Source organism: Treponema sp. OMZ 906 (assembly GCF_024181185.1).
In the GTDB taxonomy this organism is placed as follows: domain Bacteria; phylum Spirochaetota; class Spirochaetia; order Treponematales; family Treponemataceae; genus Treponema.
This window is the reverse complement of record NZ_CP051196.1, coordinates 394,416-414,874: the sequence shown is the minus strand read 5'-3', so window position 1 is coordinate 414,874 and position 20,459 is coordinate 394,416. Positions and strand designations below refer to the sequence as shown.

18 protein-coding genes and 1 tRNA gene are annotated in these 20,459 nt (G+C 47.6%); 10 read left to right on the top strand and 9 right to left on the bottom strand.

Annotated elements, in window-relative coordinates; all coding sequences use genetic code 11:
* The first annotated feature begins 124 nt into the window (after positions 1 to 124).
* The 4 genes from E4N69_RS01680 (at position 125) to E4N69_RS01665 (ending at position 4,152) form a co-directional block, all read left to right on the top strand.
* A tRNA-Val gene (locus E4N69_RS01680) sits at positions 125 to 198 on the top strand.
* A gap of 396 nt (positions 199 to 594) precedes the next feature.
* Positions 595 to 1,941, top strand: a complete 1,347-nt coding sequence (locus tag E4N69_RS01675) for a YgeY family selenium metabolism-linked hydrolase (RefSeq protein ID WP_253824287.1) — start codon at positions 595 to 597, stop codon at positions 1,939 to 1,941.
* Between the two features lie 55 nt (positions 1,942 to 1,996).
* A complete protein-coding gene (gene ygeW, locus E4N69_RS01670; RefSeq protein ID WP_253714948.1) occupies positions 1,997 to 3,196 on the top strand; it encodes a knotted carbamoyltransferase YgeW in 1,200 nt (399 codons plus the stop codon).
* A gap of 152 nt (positions 3,197 to 3,348) precedes the next feature.
* The gene (locus E4N69_RS01665) at positions 3,349 to 4,152 is read left to right on the top strand and encodes a metal ABC transporter permease (RefSeq protein WP_253824286.1); all 804 of its coding nucleotides are present in this window, start codon (positions 3,349 to 3,351) and stop codon (positions 4,150 to 4,152) included.
* 77 nt (positions 4,153 to 4,229) lie between these two features.
* Here E4N69_RS01665 and E4N69_RS01660 read toward each other — a convergent pair whose 3' ends face one another.
* The 8 genes from E4N69_RS01660 to rsxC form a co-directional block, all read right to left on the bottom strand.
* Positions 4,230 to 5,456 carry an IS110 family RNA-guided transposase gene (locus E4N69_RS01660; RefSeq protein WP_253823921.1) on the bottom strand — a complete coding sequence of 409 codons (1,227 nt, stop codon included), beginning with the start codon at positions 5,454 to 5,456 and terminating at the stop codon, positions 4,230 to 4,232.
* A gap of 542 nt (positions 5,457 to 5,998) precedes the next feature.
* Positions 5,999 to 6,886 carry a GTPase Era gene (gene era, locus E4N69_RS01655; protein WP_253824871.1) on the bottom strand — a complete coding sequence of 296 codons (888 nt, stop codon included), beginning with the start codon at positions 6,884 to 6,886 and terminating at the stop codon, positions 5,999 to 6,001.
* 92 nt (positions 6,887 to 6,978) lie between these two features.
* Positions 6,979 to 7,821: an RnfABCDGE type electron transport complex subunit B gene (locus E4N69_RS01650; RefSeq protein ID WP_253824285.1), complete on the bottom strand. Its 843-nt coding sequence runs from the start codon at positions 7,819 to 7,821 to the stop codon at positions 6,979 to 6,981.
* An 18-nt stretch (positions 7,822 to 7,839) separates the two neighbouring features.
* Positions 7,840 to 8,412, bottom strand: a complete 573-nt coding sequence (locus tag E4N69_RS01645) for an electron transport complex protein RnfA (RefSeq protein WP_162662180.1) — start codon at positions 8,410 to 8,412, stop codon at positions 7,840 to 7,842.
* Positions 8,399 to 9,232, bottom strand: a complete 834-nt coding sequence (gene rsxE / locus E4N69_RS01640; RefSeq protein ID WP_162662178.1) for an electron transport complex subunit RsxE — start codon at positions 9,230 to 9,232, stop codon at positions 8,399 to 8,401. The genes E4N69_RS01645 and rsxE overlap by 14 nt, the downstream gene beginning before the upstream one ends.
* A 13-nt stretch (positions 9,233 to 9,245) precedes the next feature.
* Positions 9,246 to 9,824, bottom strand: coding sequence for an RnfABCDGE type electron transport complex subunit G (locus E4N69_RS01635; RefSeq protein ID WP_253714946.1), 579 nt, complete (start codon positions 9,822 to 9,824; stop codon positions 9,246 to 9,248).
* Complete coding sequence (locus E4N69_RS01630) at positions 9,821 to 10,843, bottom strand: RnfABCDGE type electron transport complex subunit D (protein WP_162662175.1); 1,023 nt, start codon at positions 10,841 to 10,843, stop codon at positions 9,821 to 9,823. Before E4N69_RS01630 ends, E4N69_RS01635 begins: the two co-directional genes overlap by 4 nt.
* 3 nt (positions 10,844 to 10,846) lie before the next feature.
* Positions 10,847 to 12,223: an electron transport complex subunit RsxC gene (gene rsxC / locus E4N69_RS01625; RefSeq protein ID WP_253714945.1), complete on the bottom strand. Its 1,377-nt coding sequence runs from the start codon at positions 12,221 to 12,223 to the stop codon at positions 10,847 to 10,849.
* A 105-nt stretch (positions 12,224 to 12,328) separates the two neighbouring features.
* Between rsxC and fabV the strand changes: the two genes are divergently transcribed.
* The 5 genes from fabV to E4N69_RS01600 are packed head-to-tail and all read left to right on the top strand — an operon-like array spanning position 12,329 to position 17,189.
* Entirely contained in the window at positions 12,329 to 13,525 is a 1,197-nt protein-coding gene (gene fabV / locus E4N69_RS01620; RefSeq protein ID WP_253714944.1) for an enoyl-ACP reductase FabV, read from the top strand.
* Positions 13,526 to 13,554: 29 nt separating this feature from the next.
* Positions 13,555 to 14,133 (top strand): acetyl-CoA carboxylase biotin carboxyl carrier protein, encoded by a 579-nt coding sequence (gene accB, locus E4N69_RS01615; RefSeq protein ID WP_253824284.1) that lies wholly within the window; start codon positions 13,555 to 13,557, stop codon positions 14,131 to 14,133.
* 2 nt (positions 14,134 to 14,135) lie between these two features.
* The gene (locus E4N69_RS01610) at positions 14,136 to 15,461 is read left to right on the top strand and encodes an acetyl-CoA carboxylase biotin carboxylase subunit (RefSeq protein WP_253714942.1); all 1,326 of its coding nucleotides are present in this window, start codon (positions 14,136 to 14,138) and stop codon (positions 15,459 to 15,461) included.
* 11 nt (positions 15,462 to 15,472) lie between these two features.
* A complete protein-coding gene (locus E4N69_RS01605; RefSeq protein WP_253824283.1) occupies positions 15,473 to 16,255 on the top strand; it encodes an acetyl-CoA carboxylase carboxyltransferase subunit beta in 783 nt (260 codons plus the stop codon).
* Position 16,256: 1 nt separating this feature from the next.
* On the top strand, positions 16,257 to 17,189 hold the full coding sequence (locus tag E4N69_RS01600) for an acetyl-CoA carboxylase carboxyltransferase subunit alpha (RefSeq protein WP_253714940.1): 933 nt from the start codon (positions 16,257 to 16,259) through the stop codon (positions 17,187 to 17,189).
* Between the two features lie 67 nt (positions 17,190 to 17,256).
* Here E4N69_RS01600 and E4N69_RS01595 read toward each other — a convergent pair whose 3' ends face one another.
* Positions 17,257 to 17,946: a hypothetical protein gene (locus E4N69_RS01595; protein ID WP_253824282.1), complete on the bottom strand. Its 690-nt coding sequence runs from the start codon at positions 17,944 to 17,946 to the stop codon at positions 17,257 to 17,259.
* A gap of 305 nt (positions 17,947 to 18,251) precedes the next feature.
* On the opposite strand from E4N69_RS01595, the gene E4N69_RS01590 reads away from it, so the two are divergent.
* The gene (locus E4N69_RS01590) at positions 18,252 to 20,348 is read left to right on the top strand and encodes a methyl-accepting chemotaxis protein (RefSeq protein WP_253824281.1); all 2,097 of its coding nucleotides are present in this window, start codon (positions 18,252 to 18,254) and stop codon (positions 20,346 to 20,348) included.
* Positions 20,349 to 20,459 lie beyond the last annotated feature (111 nt).

Sequence of the window (20,459 nt, the reverse complement as noted above, 5' to 3'; positions counted from 1 at the left end):
ATAACCTCGTAGGATCATTGGGGCTGTTCAACCCTTGAAATATTTATAATGAAGAATTCCCGACAAAGCTCTGTGCCCTGCTTGACATTTTTATCCGGTTTATATATAGTCCTTTCTGTTATTAGGGCGCTTAGCTCAGCTGGTACGAGCGTTTGGTTTACACCCAAAATGTCGGCGGTTCGATCCCGTCAGCGCCCATAATTCCCTTCCTTACTGTATATAGACTTAACCCAAAAATACCGAAATTCATATTTTTATTCCATCAATTTCTTTTATGTGTTTGCTCGTTTCATACAGAATACAGCATTCCACTTAATTCCGCTCTCCCCTACTCTCTTTTCCACCAATGTTCACCAACTCTCCATCAGATTGTCCAAAATCACCTAACAGCTAATTTTTTTACAAAACTAAAAAAAAATTAGTATAGCTAAAAAATTTTTAGAAGATTATGCTTGACAGAGGGATTTTTCAATTCTATAATTAAAATAACCTAAGGTTCCTTCTATAAATATGTTAAATATATTTTTACGGAAGCCCGGTTTATATCAATATCGCATCGAGCAAAATGCTCGAAAAAACGATAGAGGAGGAAGCATGAGTTTGGATTTTAATAAGATTAAAGCTGCTGCAGAAGGATATAAGGCCGATATGACCGCCTTTCTGCGCGAAATCATCCGCCTTCCCAGCGAAAGTAGTCATGAAGGGGAAAAAGCAAAGCGCATCCAAAAGAAAATGGATGAACTCGGGTTCAACAAAACATGGATTGATCCGCTCGGCAACGTAATGGGATGGATGGGCACCGGCTCGCACATTGTTTGTTTTGACGGCCATATCGATACGGTCGGTATCGGTAACCGCAGCAACTGGAAGTTCGACCCCTACGAAGGATTTGAAGATGACATATTCATCGGCGGACGCGGGGTTTCCGATCAAACCGGCGGCGTTGTCTCTGCAATGTATGCCTGTAAGATGATGAAGGACTTAGGTCTTCTCAACGATAAATACACCGCGATGGTAGTCGGCTCCGTACAGGAAGAAGACTGCGACGGTATGTGCTGGGAGTACATCCTGAAAAAAGACGTCAAAGTTCCCGGTTACGAAAAACTCTGCAAGCCCGACTTTGTCGTTTCCACCGAACCGACTGACGGCGGTATCTATCGCGGACACCGCGGACGCATGGAAATCCGCATCGATGTTAAAGGTGTTTCCTGCCACGGTTCCGCACCGGAGCGCGGCGATAACGCAATCTACAAGATGTCCGACATTTTGCAGGAAGTACGCAAGTTGAATGAAAACGATGCGGCTGACGGCACCGAAATTAAAGGCCTCGTCAAAATGCTGGATAAAAAATACAACAAGGAATGGGAAGAAGCAAACTTCCTCGGACGCGGAACCGTTACCGTTTCCGAAATTTTCTATACCAGCCCGAGCCGCTGCGCCGTTGCGGACTCCTGCTCCGTTTCACTCGACCGCCGTATGACAGCCGGAGAAACATGGGAATCATGCTTGGAAGAAATTCGCCAGCTTCCCGCCGTCAAAAAATACGGAAAAGATGTAACGGTCTCGATGTACAACTACGACCGGCCGTCGTGGACGGGAGAACAATACCCGATCGAATGCTTCTTCCCCACATGGGTATTGCCGAAAGGACATGTTGTTGCACGTTCGATGATCGAATCGTATAACAATTTATACGGCGATAAGCGTATCGGCCCGAAAGATCAGCTTGCTATGCGCGAAGCACGCCCGCTCGTTGACAAGTGGACATTCTCTACAAACGGCGTTTCCATCATGGGACGGAATAAAGTTCCCTGTATCGGTTTCGGCCCGGGCGCGGAAGCACAGGCTCATGCCCCGAACGAAATTACGTGGAAACAGGACTTGGTAACCTGCGCTGCCGTATATGCCGCACTGCCGTCCATATACGTTGAAAAGTTATAAAAGGAGTCTCCGGAACTTCGAGTTTTAGAGATGCCCTATAGTATTAGGAGTAATTATGGCCTTGATTATGGATCCGTACATTACAAAGCTCAATAGCTTGAGCTTTAAGAAAATGTACAACAATGATTTTTTCCTTACATGGGAAAAGACCTTCGATGAAATTCTTGCAACATGGACGGTAGCCGATGCGCTGCGCACCTTGCGGGAATCAAACATTTCTACAAAGATTTTTGAAAGCGGTCTCGGCATTTCGCTGTTCCGCGACAACTCAACCCGCACACGGTTCAGCTTTGCCTCTGCGTGTAACCTGCTCGGTTTGGAAGTACAGGATTTGGACGAAGGCAAGTCTCAAATTGCCCACGGAGAAACCGTCCGTGAAACCGCTAATATGGTTTCGTTCATGGCTGACGTTATCGGTATCCGCGACGATATGTACATCGGCAAGGGTAATACCTATATGCACACTTTTATGAATGCGGTTGCCGAAGGCAATAAGGACGGCGTGCTCGAACAGCGTCCCACCCTTGTCAACTTGCAGTGCGATATCGATCACCCCACTCAGATTATGGCGGATACTCTCCATATCATCCACGAGTTCGGCGGTTTGGAAAACCTCAAGGGTAAGAAAATCGCGATGACATGGGCATATTCACCCTCTTACGGCAAACCGCTTTCCGTTCCGCAGGGCGCAATCGGCCTGTTCTCTCGCTTGGGAATGGACGTTGTACTTGCACATCCGGAAGGATATGAAGTAATGCCTGAGGTTGAAGAAGTCGCGAGAAAACAGGCAAAGGCATCGGGCGGTTCCTTTACCAAGACCAACAGCATGAAAGAAGCATTTAAGGATGCGGACATTGTGTATCCCAAGAGCTGGGCGCCCTTTACCGCAATGGAAAAGCGGACGAACCTCTACGGCGCAGGCGATTTTGACGGTATCAAAGCGCTCGAAAAAGAACTGCTCGCTCAAAATGCTAAGCACAAGGATTGGGAATGCACCGAAGATATGATGAAGCTGACCAAAGACGGTAAAGCGCTCTATCTGCATTGCTTACCGGCAGATATCACCGGCGTCAGCTGCAAAGAAGGTGAAGTTGCCGGTTCGGTGTTCGACCGCTACCGCGTGCCGCTCTACAAGCAAGCAAGCTTTAAGCCGTACATCATCGCCGCAATGATCTTCCTTGCAAAAGTACGCTATCCGCAGCTTACGCTTGAAGAACTGGAAAAGCGGGCAACACTCCGCCATACCGGTAGATAAGCGGACATCTGAAAAAGCTCGGTTAGATTTTTAGAGTTTTTTAACAGTTAAGAATAAACCGTTAAGGAGCCGAGGATGCGCAGCTTTGGTTGTGTATCCGGCTCCTTAATCCCCGATAGCCCTTATCCGTAAAATTTGATAATATAACCGCTATGTTGAAATACGCTTTTATGCAGAACGCCTTTATTGTGTCGTTCTTTATCGGTATTCTTTGCCCGTTAATCGGTATTTTCCTTGTTTTACGGCGGTACTCGCTTATCGGAGACACCCTTGCACACGCATCGCTGACGGGGATTACGCTTGGGCTGGTTACCGGTGTCAATCCCATCATCGGAGCCTTTACCTTTACCTCTGCGGCAGGCGCACTCATCGAAGCGCTGCGCAACTATTTTAAAGAATACAGCGATCTCATCCTTTCCATCGTCCTTTCGCTCAGTGTCGGTATTGCCATCACCTTGATGAGTTCGGGGTTGATACGCACCAATGCAGAAGCCTATTTGTTCGGAAGCATCTTAACGGTTTCAACCTCCGACGTTATCACCGTTATCGTATTGAGCTTTTTTGCCGTTGCCGTATTGGCCATGCTGTATCATAAGCTGCTGTATATAACGCTTGATGAAGACATCGCGTATGTCATCGGTATCCGCGTAAAGACAATCAATTATATCTTTTCGATTTTAGTAGCGGCAACAATTGCCGTTTCCATCAAGATAGTAGGAATTCTCGTACTTAGCTCGATGATTGCCCTGCCGGTTGCAGCGGCGCTCCAGCTGCACGTAGGCTTTAAGCGGACGGTGTTTTTTTCAATCTGTTTCGGGATCGCGGATATCATGCTCGGACTTGTCTGCTCGTACTATTTAAACGTCGCCCCCGGCGGCTTTACCGCACTGATTTCGGTTTTTATGCTGTTGCTGGTGCTGATTATAAAAAAGACTGGTATCAGGCAGAGTAGATAAAAAACGCAGAATAATGGAAGCCATGATTTTTAAGTAACCTCGCCGTTAGCCTTTTGAAAATAGCCTGCTATGAAAAGTCAAGTGGCTAAATGAAAATTTTGAGGCAGCTTAGAAAGCTCAAAATCAGGAGGAAAGAGCGGGAGATAATCAATATTGTTTTTGAGTATGGTAAAAACGACGTTAAGAAGTTTATGAGTAATGAAAGCCAAGGCTTGAGATTTATTCTTTCCTGCATTCATTTTTTTCTGATAGGCAAAAGCAAATGAGGGATCCCATTGTTTGACGGTGTTTGCAGCAAGCCACAGCGCTCTGCGTAGATACGGAGAGCCGCGTTTAGACATATGAACCCTTGTTGCCGAGAAGGAACCGGATTGCTTAATAACCGGATCCAGACCTGCGAAAGCGGTCAGCTGTTTTGGATTTTGAAAACGGGAGATATCACCTATCTCGCTCAAGATTACAGCAGCGAGCGTAGTACCCATTCCCTGTATTTTGGTTAATTTACAATCGAACTTGGCATACAGTTGTTCGATGAGCGTCTCAATTTGGCGTATTTGACTTTCTAAAAGTTCAAGTTGTTCGATCATTTGCTTTACAAGCAGAGACAAAGACTGAGAAGATAAAAGAACTGCAAAAGAATTTCGTGCACGTTCTCGTACTTGATCAGCTTTCTGCTGCTTAAAACGGCCTTTACTTGACTTGCGTAAGATTTCACACAGCCGTTCGGTGTCGAGAGCGAGGATTTCTTCAGGACTCGTGCATTCCTTCAGCAGTTCACAAGAGGTTCTGCCGAACATGTCGCTAAAAAGTGATTCATATTCGGGAAAAATCCTGTCCATCATGGAAATAACTTTGCGCTTTATATCACCTGCCATATCGACCAGATAGAAACGCTGACGAGTAAGGTCACGCAGAGCGAGCATATCATCGTTGGCAAGATTGGTTTCACAGTATTTCCCTAGCCGTATACATTCGCCAATCAGTTGTGCATCGATAGGATCGGTTTTTGTCCGTCGTATCTGCAACCGGCGCAGTGCATCGGACTGGAGGGGATTGATAACGTGAATGGTAAAACCTTTATCGCTCAGCCACGTATACAGGTTCAGCCAATAATGTCCGCTCGCTTCCATACCGAAAACGAATTGACTGATGTCAGTACTGATGTCGGCAAGTTTTTGAAGAAGACCGTTAAAGCCTTCGACGGAGTTGTCGACTTTGAACGTTTTACCGATGAGCTTACCGGTATCATCGGTTATAGCAGCAACGTGAGTTTTCTTGGCAATATCAATTCCAACAATAAACATAATGCTGTATTCCTTTGGGATAAATGGATTGGTGAAATATGAATGATCTTATCTCCGAAAGGCACACATCCTCGTGTGAGATACGGGGAATGCCCCCATCCTGCTCATCTGTGTACTACCTACCGGAGCTAAGAAATCCAGTCTATTTTACGGGGAGCACCCCCAGCGTGCAGACGGGTTATCTCATCATATTGCACGGGTATACTATCCCAAAATGCATAAGATCATTCAATGACTTTATTATACGAGACGATGCAGATGCTAGGAGCGCACAAAAAACACCCGCAGGCACGGTACAAAATGTACATCCGTGTACATTTTGTACCTACGTGTTTGCACTGCAAACACGTTACTGACGAGAACCACCGCCATCCGTGGCGGTTTTGATACGTTGAGGATTTTCAGAAGCGGCACGGATGCCGCTTGTATTAACCAGCAGCGATGTTTCGCGATTCCGCGAAACTCGCCATTAAAAGTGTACACGGATGTACACTTTTAATGATGCGACAACGCAGATGCGTCGTATATTTTCAAAAGTGGTACTATTCCTGCAATACGGATTGCAGCACCCGATCTTTTTGGCGCCAATTTTTATCGACGCGCACCTGTAAATCAAGCTGTACTCGATACGGAAAAATTTTACGCAGCTCTTTTTGAGATTCTACCCTGATTGCTTTAATCATCGCCGCGCCTTTACCGATAACCATCACCTTTTGACTGTCTCGTTCTACGCACAGAAAGGCACGGACAAAAAGCTCCTTTCCGTTCTTTTTCATCTCCATATCCTGAATATCAACATACAGCGCATGGGGGATTTCTTCGTAGAGGCGGCTGATTGCCTGTCCGCGGATAATTTCGGCAATACGGAAATCCACCGGCTGGTCGGTATAAAAGTCTTCGGGATACAAAAGTTCACCTTCCGGCAAAAGGGAAAACAGTGCGGCAAGCACGGGCTCTAGTCCCGTTTTTTCCTGCGCAGACAGCTCAAATATCCGCTCTTGCGGTAAATCGGGTAAAGCCTGCATTACACTCAGGCGGGTTTGCCCCGGACACGCGGCTGGACTATCGATTTTATTAATACCGACAATCAAGCGGTCTTGTTTATTTTTCAGCAATGCGCAGATAGCCAGCTCTTCTTCGCCGAACGGACGCGCTGCATCGATAAGATACAGCACGGCATCGGCTTCCTGTAGACGATTTTCCGCAATGAGCTGCATACGGCGGTTTATTTTTTTTTCACTGATATGATAACCGGGCGTATCAAGAAAGATAATCTGCCCCAGCTCCGCCGTAAGGATACCGCGGACGGAGCTGCGCGTGGTTTGCGGCAGCGCGGAAACAATCGATACCGTTTCACCGCAAACACTATTTAGAAATGTTGACTTTCCGGCGGAGGGGCGTCCGATAATACAGACAACGCCGCTCCGCATCTTTTTATCCGGCATATTTACCAATCCTGCTCGATATTACCGAGCATTCATTAAACATGCCGGTAAGCCGTAATTTAAATATTTCGCACAAATTAACACGCTTCGCACGCGCTGCAGGGCGACAGCACTGCAATCTTATCTTCTACTAAAGCGAGCACCTTTGTCGGGCAGCCCTTTATACAGATACCGCAGGAATCGCAGAGCTCGTAATTCACTTCCGGAATACCGTTAATAACTTTGATCGCACCGGTTGGGCAGTTCTTTTCGCACTTCATACACTTGATACAGCCGCGCTTGCAGTTTTTCATGATAACTGCTTTTCTCGGATTTCTGCATGAACAAAGCGCAATGGAACCTTTCCGCGAAGTAGGTACCGTGGTCAAAATATGCTGAGGACAGGCCGCAACACATACTGCGCAGCCGGTACATTTTTCATAATCGACATGAGGAATACCGTCCGCTTCAACATGGATGGCATCAAACGGACAGGCCATTTCGCAGTCGCCGAGGCCGATACAGCCCCAATCGCATTCCCGCAGTCCGTTGACTGAAATCTTTGCGGCGCGGCATGTTTTAACGCCGACATAATCCGCCTTTTCTTTGCAGACATCGTGCGAACCTTGGCAAAGCAGAACTGCGACTTTTGCATCGGCATTTGCCGAAACGCCCATAATCGCACCGACTTTCGCCGCAACGGGACCGGCACCGACGGAACAGCCGTTTACCGGCGCATTGCCGCTTGCAACCGCAGCCGCAAAACCGTCACAGCCCGGAAAACCGCACGCACCGCAGTTTGCACCGGGAAGCACCTCACGGATTTTCGCAACCGTTTCATCAGGTGCTACATAAAACAGCTTTTTAAAAAAGCCTAATAAAAAGCCTATCGCTAACGATAAAATCAGCGAAACGATAAGCGTTAAAATAATTATTTGCATACTCTTTTTTACACTCCTCTAAATCATGCCTGCAAAACCGCCGAATGCCAACGATAACAGGGCGGCAGCGATAAACAGGATAGGAGTACCTTTGAGGTACTTAGGTATCGGGGCAATGTCGATACGCTCGCGCAAACCGGCAAACAAAACCATCGCCAACATATAGCTGATTGCGACACCGATTGAGTATACCATCGACTGAATAAAGGTATAGTCGGCAGCGATAACATCGAGCGTAACCGCAAGAATGGCACAGTTCGTGGTAATCAGCGGTAAGTACACCCCCATCGCCGAATACAGAGCAGGCGCCGACTTCTTTAAGTAGAACTCGACCAACTGAACCAAACTCGCAATAACCAAGATAAAGAGCAGTGTCTGCAAAAAGCCGAGATGATATGGAGCAAGAACCAATTTATAGAGCGGATACGTTGCAGCCGTTGCGATAACCGTAACAAAGAGAACCGCCCATCCCATACCGGTGGATTTTTTCACATCGGAGGTCATACCGATAAACGAACACAGTGCAAGGAAGCGGATAAAAACGATATTCTTAACGAATACCGCAGCGAGAAAAATCTTAAACAGTTCCATTTTCAGTTCCCTCCTTTGCAGGCGCTGCAACGGCCGCGGGTTCGGCACCAGCCTCAGATTGGGTCGCAGGTGCGGCGGCTTGTTTTTCCGCTTCAGCCTTTAACGCGGCTTCTTTTTGTGCAGCCTCCGCCTTGAGCGCAGCTTCTTTCGCCAGCTCAGCTTCCCGTAATGCGGCAGCCTCTTTCAGCGCCGCTTCTTTTAATGCGGCTGCTTTCCGTATTTTCCGCTGCTTCCGCTGATCTTGTACCAAATACGTTAAGGCAATCATCACACCGAATACAAAAAAGCCGCCGGGAGAGTTTGCAAAGAACTTAATAAGGTAGTCATCCGGCAACAAGCGCACACCGAGCACGGTACCGGTACCCAAAAGCTCACGGATGGCAGACATAACGACCAGCACCCACGTAAAACCCATCCCCATGCCCAATGCATCCGCCATCGCTTTTAAAGGAGATTCCTTTGAAGCAAACGATTCGACACGTCCCATAATGATACAGTTTACAACGATGAGTTTAATAAAAATACCCATCGATTCGGAGAGCTCCGGTAAAAACGCCTGCATCAAAAGGTCTACGATAGTGGTAAACGATGCGATAACAATAATAAAGATAGGAATACGGATATCATTCGGAATAAACTTTCGGAACATACTGATAATCATCTCGCTCAACACAATAACGAAAGTCATTGCGAGCCCCATTCCAATACCGTTTGCAACGGAAGTGGTAATGGCGAGCGCGGAACAAAGTCCAATCATCAGCATGATGAGGGGATTTTCTTTCACCAACCCGTTTGTAAAAATACGTACATACTCTTTCATAACCGTTCTCCTCTTAGTTTCCGCTGCCGGAGCCGCCAAGTCCTTGACTGCTCATATATGAAGAAGCGGCATCGACGGCAATTTTTACCATGCGGGTAACAGCCGTAGAGGTAATCGTAGCGCCGGCAATCGCTTGAACATCACTTCCCAGCGCAAAGGCATCGGTAGTCGGTTTATTGCGGAACTGCCCGATGAACGGTTCGTCCTTCGCCTTTGTTCCGATACCGGGTGAGTCGGTTAAAGATAAAAACTGAATCATCCTTAGTTTTTTTTCCGTATCGATACCGATAAGGATAGTCGCCTGATCATACGTATGACCGCTGACCGTTACGATAATTCCGACAGGTTTATCTCCGTTGAAGGCAAGGTAGGTATCGCCGAACGCGATTTTATCAACCGATTTCGGCATTCCTTCGGTAACGGGACGGAATGAATCCGCATCGGGGAAAATTGCTTGAAGCGCCAACTTTGTTTTGGCCTCTTTTGCCGCGAGGATACGGGGAGAGGTCAGCATATTAACCGCCGCAAGCGCAAGACATGCTACAACGGTATACAGCGCCAACGTAACGGATAATTTCATCATCTGTTTCATTTTGCGCCCTCCTTGGCCGGTTTTGCAACCTTAACGGGCTTCACATATCCGTATTTCTTTTGAATCAGTTTATTTAAGAACGTAACAACCGAATTCATAATCAAAATGCTGTACATAACGCCTTCCGGCATTCCGGCAAAGAGCCGCATCAAAGCGGTAATTAAGCCGCAGCCCGCGCCGAAAATGATCTGTCCTTTAAAGGTTACGGGAGAGGTTGCATAGTCGGTAGCCATAAAGACGGCGCCGAACAGCAAACCGCCGCTTAGCAGCGTGAGCAGCGGATCGATACCCGCAAGCGCGGTTACCGCTACAGCTGTTAGCACCATAGAAACGGGAATCTGCCATTCAATAACATGGGTAACCAGCAAGTAGACAAAACCGATGAGGATGAGCACCGCGCTTGATTCACCGATACAGCCTCCGTGATCTCCTAAAAAGAGTTTAAGGTATACATCGCTTGAGGAAGATAAGCCCATCTTCTCCGCGATTGCGGCTGCGGTGGAAATCCCACCTTCCGACATTTTAAGGTACGAAAGCGGCGTCGCCGTACTCACCGCGTCAAAGCCGTGATGAGGAGCAACCCACGAAGTCATCAAGCGTGAAAAACTGACAAACGCAAAGGCGCGACCTACCAGCGCCGGGTTAAAAGGATTGGCGCCGAGTCCGCCGAAAAATTCTTTTGCTACGACGATGGCAAAAATTGCGGAAACCACCACAATCCAGATCGGAATAAGCGGCGGCAAAACAAGCGCCAACAGCAAACCGGTTACGGCAGCAGAACAATCCTTTATGCGGATGTCCTTACCCATCGCTTTTCGAAATGCGGCTTCGGCACCGACTGCAACGCCTACGGAAACAATAATACGGATGAGCGCCGGAACTCCATACAGATAAATACCGTACAGCGCAAGCGGAGCAAGCGCAATCAGTACGTGTATCATCAATTTTCTGGTGGTTACGGGGCTCGCGATATGAGGCGCGGGGGAAAGATAAATTTCGTTCTTATCTGTATCAGCCATAGTCTATTTTCCTCCTTGCGCAGCGGCTGCTTTTGCGGCCTCTTTTTGTTTTGCTTCACGTAAAAGCTGCTTTCCTACCTTGAACCGTTGGACGAGCTTTATACGCGCCGGACACACATAAGAACAAATGCCGCACTCAACGCAGTCCATCAACCCGCAGCGAACGGCTTCATCCAGCTTATTCGCTTTTAATGCGCGGATCATCAGAACGGGAGACAGTTGGCAGCTGCAATGAGTTACGCATTTTCCGCATCCGATACAGGGGCTTTCTTCATCAAGGTTGACTTCTTCCCTTGTTAAGAAAAGAACACCGGACGTATTCTTCTGTACGGGGAAATCCGCGTTTTTCATCGCAAAGCCCATCATCGGGCCGCCTGAAATGATTTTAGTAACACCGGGTTTTAAGCGGATGACATCAGGGATGAGGTCTCCGATGCAGGTACCGATCGGAGCAATTACGTTCACAGGATTTTCGCAAGCGCCACCCGAGAGTGTAAGCGGGCGATCTATAAGCGGGATACCTTTACGGAATGCATCAGAAATCGCTTTCATCGTGCCGACGTTTTGAACAATACAGCCGATCTGGAACGGAAGCCCGCCGGAAGGAATTTCTCTGCCGACAACTGCGGAAGTCAGATTTTTTTCTCCGCCCTGCGGATACTTTGTTTTGCATAATTCAACGGAAATGTCGTAGGCGCCCGGGCCGACAGGGTTTGCTTTTATCTTCGCAATCGCTTTTTCGAACACCGGAACCAAGTGCGTTTTGTTATCCTCAAGCGCAATAATTCCCTTGTCGGCTCCGGTGATGTGCATGATAATCGCCATTCCGTCTATAATCGTTTCAGCGGAATGATACATCGTAGCGGCATCGGTACACAGATACGGCTCACATTCCGCTGCATTGCCTAAAATGTAATCGATTTTCGCATCTTTAGGAGGACTCAATTTGACATGCACAGGGAAAGAAGCACCCCCCATACCGGTGATGCCGGCCTCACGGATACGCTTAATGGCATCTTCTTTTGTGCAGGTAAAAGGATCAAGCGGTTCCATAAAAGCTTCGGAAGGTTCCTCGCTTGCTTGAATTGCGATACAAAGTGCGTCCGTATTACCTGTAACGAGATGAGGTTCTATTTTTTTTACGGTACCGGAGATCGAGGCATGTACAGGCGCAGACATAAACTTGTCCGTTTCCGCTATTTTTTGACCTCGTACAACCGTATCGCCAACCTTTACCAACGGAGTATTCGGAGCACCGCCTTGGGTAACCGGAATCCACACCATCTTTGTCGACGGCATGACAGCCAAGACTTCGGATTCTGCGGAAATCGCTTTCCGCTCGGGAGGATGACACCCCCCTTTAAATGATTTAGTACTCATTCTTCTATTATATAAAACATCATATATTCAGTCAAGAAAAAGCTATTGCCAATTATGGCGTAATCATGCATTATAAACAACTAATATAGTAAGGAGTAAAGAGAAATGAGTATGAAACCAATGTTGAGGAGCAATATCTGTTTAAACGCGCATCCTCAAGGATGTAAAAAAGCAGTTGAAGATCAAATCGCGTATACAAAAAAGCGGGCAAAATCTCACCCGGCAGGAACCGCGGTACCGAAAAATGTGCTGATAGTCGGCTGTTCAGGTGGATACGGATTGGCGAGCCGCATTACGGCAGCTTTCGGGTACGGTGCGACAACCATCGGCGTATCGTATGAAAAAGCCGGTAGCGAAAAGAAGTGGGGAACACCCGGCTGGTATAACAACTTAGCCGTTGATACCGCGGCAAAAGAAGCAGGGCTGGTATCCGTTACCATCGACGGAGATGCGTTTTCCGATGCTATTAAAACACAGGTTATCGATGAAGCAAAAAAACTGGGTATAAAGTTCGACTTGATCATCTACAGCGTGGCAAGCTCCGTGCGTACCGATCCGGAGACCGGTGTTACTTATCGCTCGGCACTCAAGCCCTTCGGAAAGCCGTTTACCGGTAAAACCCTCGACCCGTTTACCGGTGCTTTGACGGAAATTACTGCGGAGCCGGCAACCGACGAAGAAGCCTTCGCTACCGTAAAAGTTATGGGTGGTGAGGATTGGCAGCGTTGGATAGAAAAGCTCGGTGCCGCTAATCTATTGGCGCAAGGGTGCATTACGGTTGCGTATTCCTATATCGGGCCGGAAGCCACGCAAGCACTGTATCGCAAGGGCACCATCGGCAAGGCTAAGGAACACTTGGAAGCCACCGCCCATGCATTGAACACAAAGCTTGCAGCCTTAAAAGGTCAGGCATTCGTGTCGGTCAACAAGGGGTTGGTAACCAGAGCGAGTGCCGTTATTCCGGTTATTCCGCTGTATTTGGCAAGTCTTTTCAAAGTGATGAAGGAAAAGGGCACGCACGAAGGCTGTATCGAGCAGATAAACCGTCTCTTTGACAGCCGCTTATACACGACAGACGGTGTTATCCCGACTGACAGCGAACACCGTATCCGTATCGACGACTGGGAGTTAGACGAATCGGTACAGTCTGCCGTTGCAGAGATTATGGCAACCGTTACCGACGAGACCAGCCGCGAGCGTACCGATGTCGATGAATATCGGCATGACTTTTTGGCGATTAACGGATTTGATATTGCCGGTATCGATTACGATGCCGAGATTGACCGGTTCGACCGGATATAAAGGCTGACACAGAGTAACAGAGCAAGAATATGAACGAAAAATTTATTTTAAATGTCTTTGACAAGTTTGAAAAAAGCTCGGCTGTGCTGCTCCATATAAAGGAAGGAGAAGCGGAGCTAACGCTTAAAAAAGAAGCTGCGTATCAGAATACACAGGCGGCCGTGCCGTATACACTGCACACTGCGCCGATGCAGCCGATCGCCGGAACTGATACAAACGGATATGCAGCAACGGGCACCGGTATGCAAAGCCTTCCTGCAAACGGCGGAACAGCTTCTGCAGCAGGTACACATGGGCACGCAAACGCAATGGGTGCAACAGCAGGTATACCGACTGCAGCCGCAGCGGTTCCCCCCGGCGCTGATGCGAACCTCGTAACGGTGAAAAGCCCTATTGTCGGCTCATTCTACCGATCTCCGTCCCCTGATGCTCCCGCGTATGTGGACAAAGGATCCAAGGTTTCAAAGGGACAGCCGCTCTGCATCCTCGAAGCGATGAAGATGATGAACACCCTTGAGTGCGAATACGACGGTACCGTTGAGGAGATTCTTGCAGCAAATGGTGATTTGGTTGAGTTTGATCAGCCGCTCTTTACAATCAGGATTTAAGTATGATACGGAAAATGCTGATTGCGAACCGCGGCGAAATTGCCGTTCGCGTTATCCGCGCCTGTCGGGAAATGGGCATCGAAACCGTCGCTGTTTATTCTACTGCCGACAAAGAATGCCTGCATGTGCAGTTAGCGGATCGTGCAGTGTGCATCGGGCCTGCGCCGTCGGCTAAAAGCTATTTGAATAAGGATACGCTCATAACTGCTGCACTATGCACCGGTTGCGATGCCGTACACCCGGGCGTCGGCTTTCTCTCCGAAAACGCAGGTTTTGCACGGGAGGTAGAAAAAGCCGGTATGTTCTGGATTGGCCCCAAGCCCGACACCATCGAAATGCTTGGCGATAAGGTGAGAGCTCGCGAGACCGCACAAAAAAGCGGACTCCCGATTACTCCCGGCTCTAAGGGTGCGATTACAACCAAAGAACAAGCTGCGGAAACCGCGAAGGAATGCGGCTATCCGGTTATTATCAAAGCAGCCTCAGGCGGCGGCGGGAAGGGTATGCGCATCGTTTGGAAGGAAGCCGACTTAGCTGAAAACCTTTCCATCGCATCTTCAGAAGCAGAAGCGAATTTTGCCGACGGCACAGTTTATATCGAAAAATACCTGAGCGACCCGCGACATGTCGAGTTGCAGGTTATCGGCGACGGTACAGGCGGTGTTGCAATTCTCGGTGAGCGGGACTGCTCGGTACAGCGGAATCACCAAAAACTGATAGAAGAAAGCCCTTCGCAGGCGGTGAGCGATGCAATGTATGATGCAATGTGCGCGGGTGCGCAAAAGCTTTTTTCTTCGCTCAAGTATTGCGGAGCGGGTACCATCGAATTTCTCGTCTCCGGTGATCAATTTTATTTTATGGAAGTTAATGCGCGCGTACAGGTTGAGCACCCCGTTTCCGAGATGGTAACCGGTACCGACATTATCCGTGAACAGATTTCTGTGTGTACGGGCGGCAAGATGACGCTCCCTGACGGTGTAGTGCCGATAAAGGGTTGGGCAATCGAAGCTCGTATCAATGCACGTACACCCGGGCTGATTACAAATCTACGGATACCCGGCGGAAATGGTGTCCGTTTCGATGGATTTTTATATCAAGGGTACAAGGTAGTGCCTTTCTATGATTCGATGACTGCCAAGCTGATTGTGCATGGGGCGGATCGGGCACAGACTATTAAAAAGCTGCTGTGTGCACTGGATGAGTTGCATATCGAAGGTATCCAAACCAATATTGAAGAGCAAAAAACTATTTTACGGTCGGCTCAGTTCCAATCGGGTACCTTCGGCACAAGTTTGTACGCGCAGTTATTCACTACTGGAGATAAATAAGGAAAGAGATAATGGAATGTCCTCATTGTAAAAAACAATATGAACGGGAAACGCTTTTAAAACACTTGATGGTATGTCCCGACTGCGGCTGCCACATGCGGATGGATGTGCCCGACCGGATTGCCTATATTGCCGATAAAGATACGTTTGAAGAGCTGGATCCTACCTTACGGACAATGAATCCTATTCAGATGGCGGGATATGAAGAAAAAGTTTCCGCTGCGGAGGCAAAAACCTCGATGAATGAGGCTGTCGTTACCGGTAAATGCAAGATTGAAGGTAGAGATGCGCTGTTGGGTGTTATGTCGTTCGACTTTCTCGGCGGTTCGATGGGATCTGTTGTCGGGGAGAAAATTTCCCGGCTTATGCTGAAAGGCGCAGCAGAACGGATACCGGTGATTATCTACGCAACATCGGGTGGCGCGCGTATGCAGGAAGGGCTTTTCTCGCTGATGCAGATGGCGAAAACCTCAAGCGCGGCAGCGGAGCTTGACGACAAGGGCGTCCCCCTCTTCCTGATGCTCTGCGACCCCACGACGGGCGGCGTTACGGCAAGTTTTGCGATGCTGGGCGATGTTATCGCGGCGGAACCTAATGCTCTTATCGGATTTGCCGGGCCGCGCGTTATCGAAGGTACCATCCACCAGCAGCTGCCGGAGGGATTTCAACGCGCTGAATTCCAGCTTAAAAAAGGTTTTGTTGACTGTATTGTGCCGCGCATAGAGCAAAAACACTTTTTTGCCGTGATGATCGACGCACACATGAATCCGCCGTTCGGCAAGGGAAGGAGGTAATATGGATAAAGGAAACGAACAACTGACCGACCAAAGTGAAATCCTGTCGAGTTTGCGTGATATTGCCGACAAATACGGGCTCGATATCACCAAAGAACTCAAAACGATAAATGAAAAGCTGCAAGCAAGCTCTGCGATTTCCCAAGTATGGAGGAAGATCGAGCTTGCACGGAATAACGATCGACCGCGTGCCCTCGACTATATCGATATGGTCTTTGATAACTTTATCGAACTGCACGGCGACCGCTGCTTCGGCGACGACCCTGCACTGATAGGTGGTATCGCCTTTATCAATGGGATACCGGTAACGGTTATTGGCAACCAGAAAGGGCGGAACTTGCGGGAAACCATCGACCGGAACGGCGGCATGGCGAATCCCGAAGGTTACCGCAAAGCACTCAGGCTCATCAAACAGGCGGAAAAATTCCACCGCCCGATTATTACCTTTGTCGACACACAAGGCGCCTATCCCGGACTTGGTTCGGAGGAGCGCGGTATCGCCGAAGCTATCGCGGTAAACTTACGTGAGTTGAGTCGCGTCAAGACGCCTGTTATCTGCTTTGTCATTGGGGAAGGTGGTTCAGGTGGTGCGCTCGGTATCGGAGTCGGTGATAAGGTGTACATGCTGGAAAATGCAATTTTCTCGGTTATCTCGCCGGAAGGCTGTGCGTCTATCTTATTGCGAGACTCAAGCAAGGCGAAGGATGCCGCCGCAATGCTGAAAATTACCAGCCGTGAGGTACTCGGGCTTAAACTGATTAACGGGGTTATTGAAGAGCCGGTAGACGGTGCTCATACCGATCCGCAAAAAGCAGCGGATAAAATACGCGCGCAAATTCTGCATGACTTAGCCGATCTCTGCAAACGCGATCCCAAAGTCTTGGTGCGGTATCGCCGCAAAAAGATACACGCCATCGGTCTTTACTCGGAGTAAAAAAAGAGCCTCTCAAGCACAATGCTTAGAGAGGCTCTTTTTTTTCGATTATTCAGACACCCGTCACTTATTTACGATTTAATGCACCGTTCACCGTTAAAATGTTATCTTTCAACGCAAATTTGAGCGTCCCTTCATAATGATAAGCGGCATCGGGAGCAAAAGTGTCGTTTTTCAGTGGTATCTTGTTCCAATCCAAATCGGACATCTTTGTGGGATCCCCGCCCTCTTTGAGATATTCGGGCTTAATTGCAAAACCGGTATCGGTTTTTTCCGCAATATCTTTTGCAATTTTTGCTCCGGTAAGCAGGTTAAAATTACCCTGATTGTCGGTTGTTAATTCATATGCAGTCGTTTTGCGGGCAAACCGTATCGTAAGAGCACCGTCGGCATTCGTTATTTGAAGTCCGTATCCCTCGACGAATTTCCAATCGGCAAGAGGGAACAAAAACAGACTGCGCAGTGCTGAGGGAAGCGCCGCTTTTTTATCTGCAGCATTACCTGCATAGCGGACAGCATTAAATGCTCTTGTGGAACCTTTCAAACTTGCACCAGAAACAGCATCGAATTTGTCCTGCACAGTTGCTTCTTTTCCAAGCGTCCAATTAAAATAATTGGACTCATAATCTTGTTTGGCAATGTTCATTCTAAAGTCGATTTTGACATCGGCTGCAGCATTGGAATCGGCAGCACCGGAAGCAAACGAAAGAGCACTTGTCAAAAAAAGAACCGATAATACGAAAGCGAATTTTTTCATATTCCTTCCTCCTAAAAGAAAATTTCGGATATTCCCGTACGCCTTGCAAATGTTTGCAGCATACAACATTGAAATATCGAAACACAGCATACTGAATTTTCTACTAAAAGTAAAGTAATTCATAATATGCCACGGAAATTAATTTTCTCTTAAGTATTAAGAAGCCAGTAAGGGTCTAAAAGATATCCGAATATTTCAGAGATGAATTGAGGCATAAAACTGAATTCGTATACTATTACAAAAGAGATAAAATATGATATACAGTATTCCATACAATTTAGTGCGCATTTGGCGGGAGGTATACGATGAAAAAACGGTTTTCAATTCGTTATAAGCTTATTCTGATTTTCGGTATATTAATCGCAGCGGCGGGGATTACTGAAGGCCTTTTAGCAACTAAAATTGCTCGTACGGCAGTAAGTGAAAAAATTGAGGCACATCTTACCGATAAAGCAACCGACGTAGCGGAGATTATTGACGGGCGCCTTACGTCTTTCATTCAATTTCTTGAAGGAATTGCGCGGATGCCGATGTTTAGAGATGAAACGTTGTCCTACCGCGAAAAAACCGCATTTTTAAAAAGAGAAGTTGCCTACAATGATGTACTGCGCGATGCCGCCATTACCGATATGGATGGAAATTTATATTCCCTCGACGGTCGAAAAATCGCAGCGAGCGACAGGAATTGGGTGCAAGCCGGTATGCAGGGAAAATCTTTTATAACCGAACCGTATTTTTCACGCACGAACGATCAAATGATCATTACCTTTTCGGTTCCTATTTATGATAATAATCATCAGATAGTTGGAGTGCTTGGGGCGGCGGCGCAGGCCGAATGGCTCTCCGACACTATCAGTGATATTATTGTTGGGGAATCGGGGAGTTGCTACATCATCGGCCTTACCGGCATTACTATTGCCGATACCGATATTGAAATTGTAAAAAGCCAAGGCAGCAGTATCGAACGAGCTAAAACGGATCCTGCATATTCTACCATTGCCTCTTTCGAACAGCGAGCCATGACGGAGAAAGAACCCTCTACCGGATTTTTTTATTGGGAGAACGAACCGGAAATCGCATCTTTTGCAAAGATAAAGACAACCGGATGGACGGTAATTATATCGGCGCCGTATAATGAATTTATGGGAACGGTCAGCACACTGCGCCGGTCATTATATACGCTTGGCGTTATCATTTTAGTTGTTGCGCTTACGATTGTTTATTTTGTCGCCCGCACAATGGTTAAGCCGGTACAGACCGCTGTCAATGCTCTAAAAAATATTGCCCAAGGAGAGGGAGACCTAACGGTGCGGTTGCCGTTAATCGGTAATGATGAAGTAACGGATTTATCTGTATACTTTAACGAAACAATCGCAAAAATCAGTGCTTCGATACAAGCGGTCGGTGCAAACAGTGTTGCAATGGAAGAAATTGGAAATGAACTTGCCTCCAACATGACCGAAACGGCGAGTGCCGTAAATGAAATCAGTGCAAATATCGAAGGAGTAAAGCAGCAGACAATGACTCAGGCGGCAAGCGTTACCGAAACTGCTGCAACTGTCGAAGAAATTGTCCGTACTATTAAGCAGTTAAATATCGGTATCGAAACCCAAGCAGCGAGTGTCGCGCAATCCTCATCATCCGTAGAAGAGATGGTTGCCAACATTGCCTCCATCGGGCAAACGCTCGGTAGAACCGACGAGGCAATCAAGAGTCTTACCCTGGCAACCGGCGACGGCAAAGCAACACTCGTAAATTCCAATACTGTAACACAGAAGATTGCCGAAGAATCCGGTTCGCTTCTGGAAGCGTCGAGCGTCATTCAGCATATTGCATCTCAGACAAATCTATTGGCGATGAATGCCGCGATTGAGGCTGCTCATGCGGGAGAAGCTGGCAAGGGATTTGCCGTCGTTGCGGACGAAATCCGTAAGCTCGCCGAAGATTCTGCAACGCAAGGAAAGACGATCACTGCAACGCTCAAGACCCTCTCCGGCGAAATCGCAATGCTTTCTGCCTCTTCCAAAACGGTAGAAGAAAAGTTCAACGCAATCTTTATGCTTGCAGAACAAGTTAAGGATATGAGCGCCCGTCTAACCGAATCAATGAGGGAACAAGAAAACGGTAGCAAAGAAGTACTAATCGCCATTAAGAATATCAATATGGTAACAACGGAAGTACAGGCAGGGTCTGACGAAATGCTGAAGGGCGGAGAGAGTGTTGCGGAGGAAATGAGCAAGCTCGATGACCTCACCCGTATCATTACCGATAGTATGAACGAAATGGCAGCGGGCGCAGTGCAGATTAACAATGCCGTGCAGGAAGTAAGTGAAATTACGCAAAAGAATAAGCGGAGTATTGAAAATCTGGCGGCGGAGGTGAGTAAGTTTAAAACCAATTAGGGAAGACTTTTCTTGTTTCGATAAAAAGAATAATTTTTGACAAGTCTCATACTGCATGATATAATCCTTTTCATATTTATATTCGGTAGTGTTTATCGGATTATTTTTAAC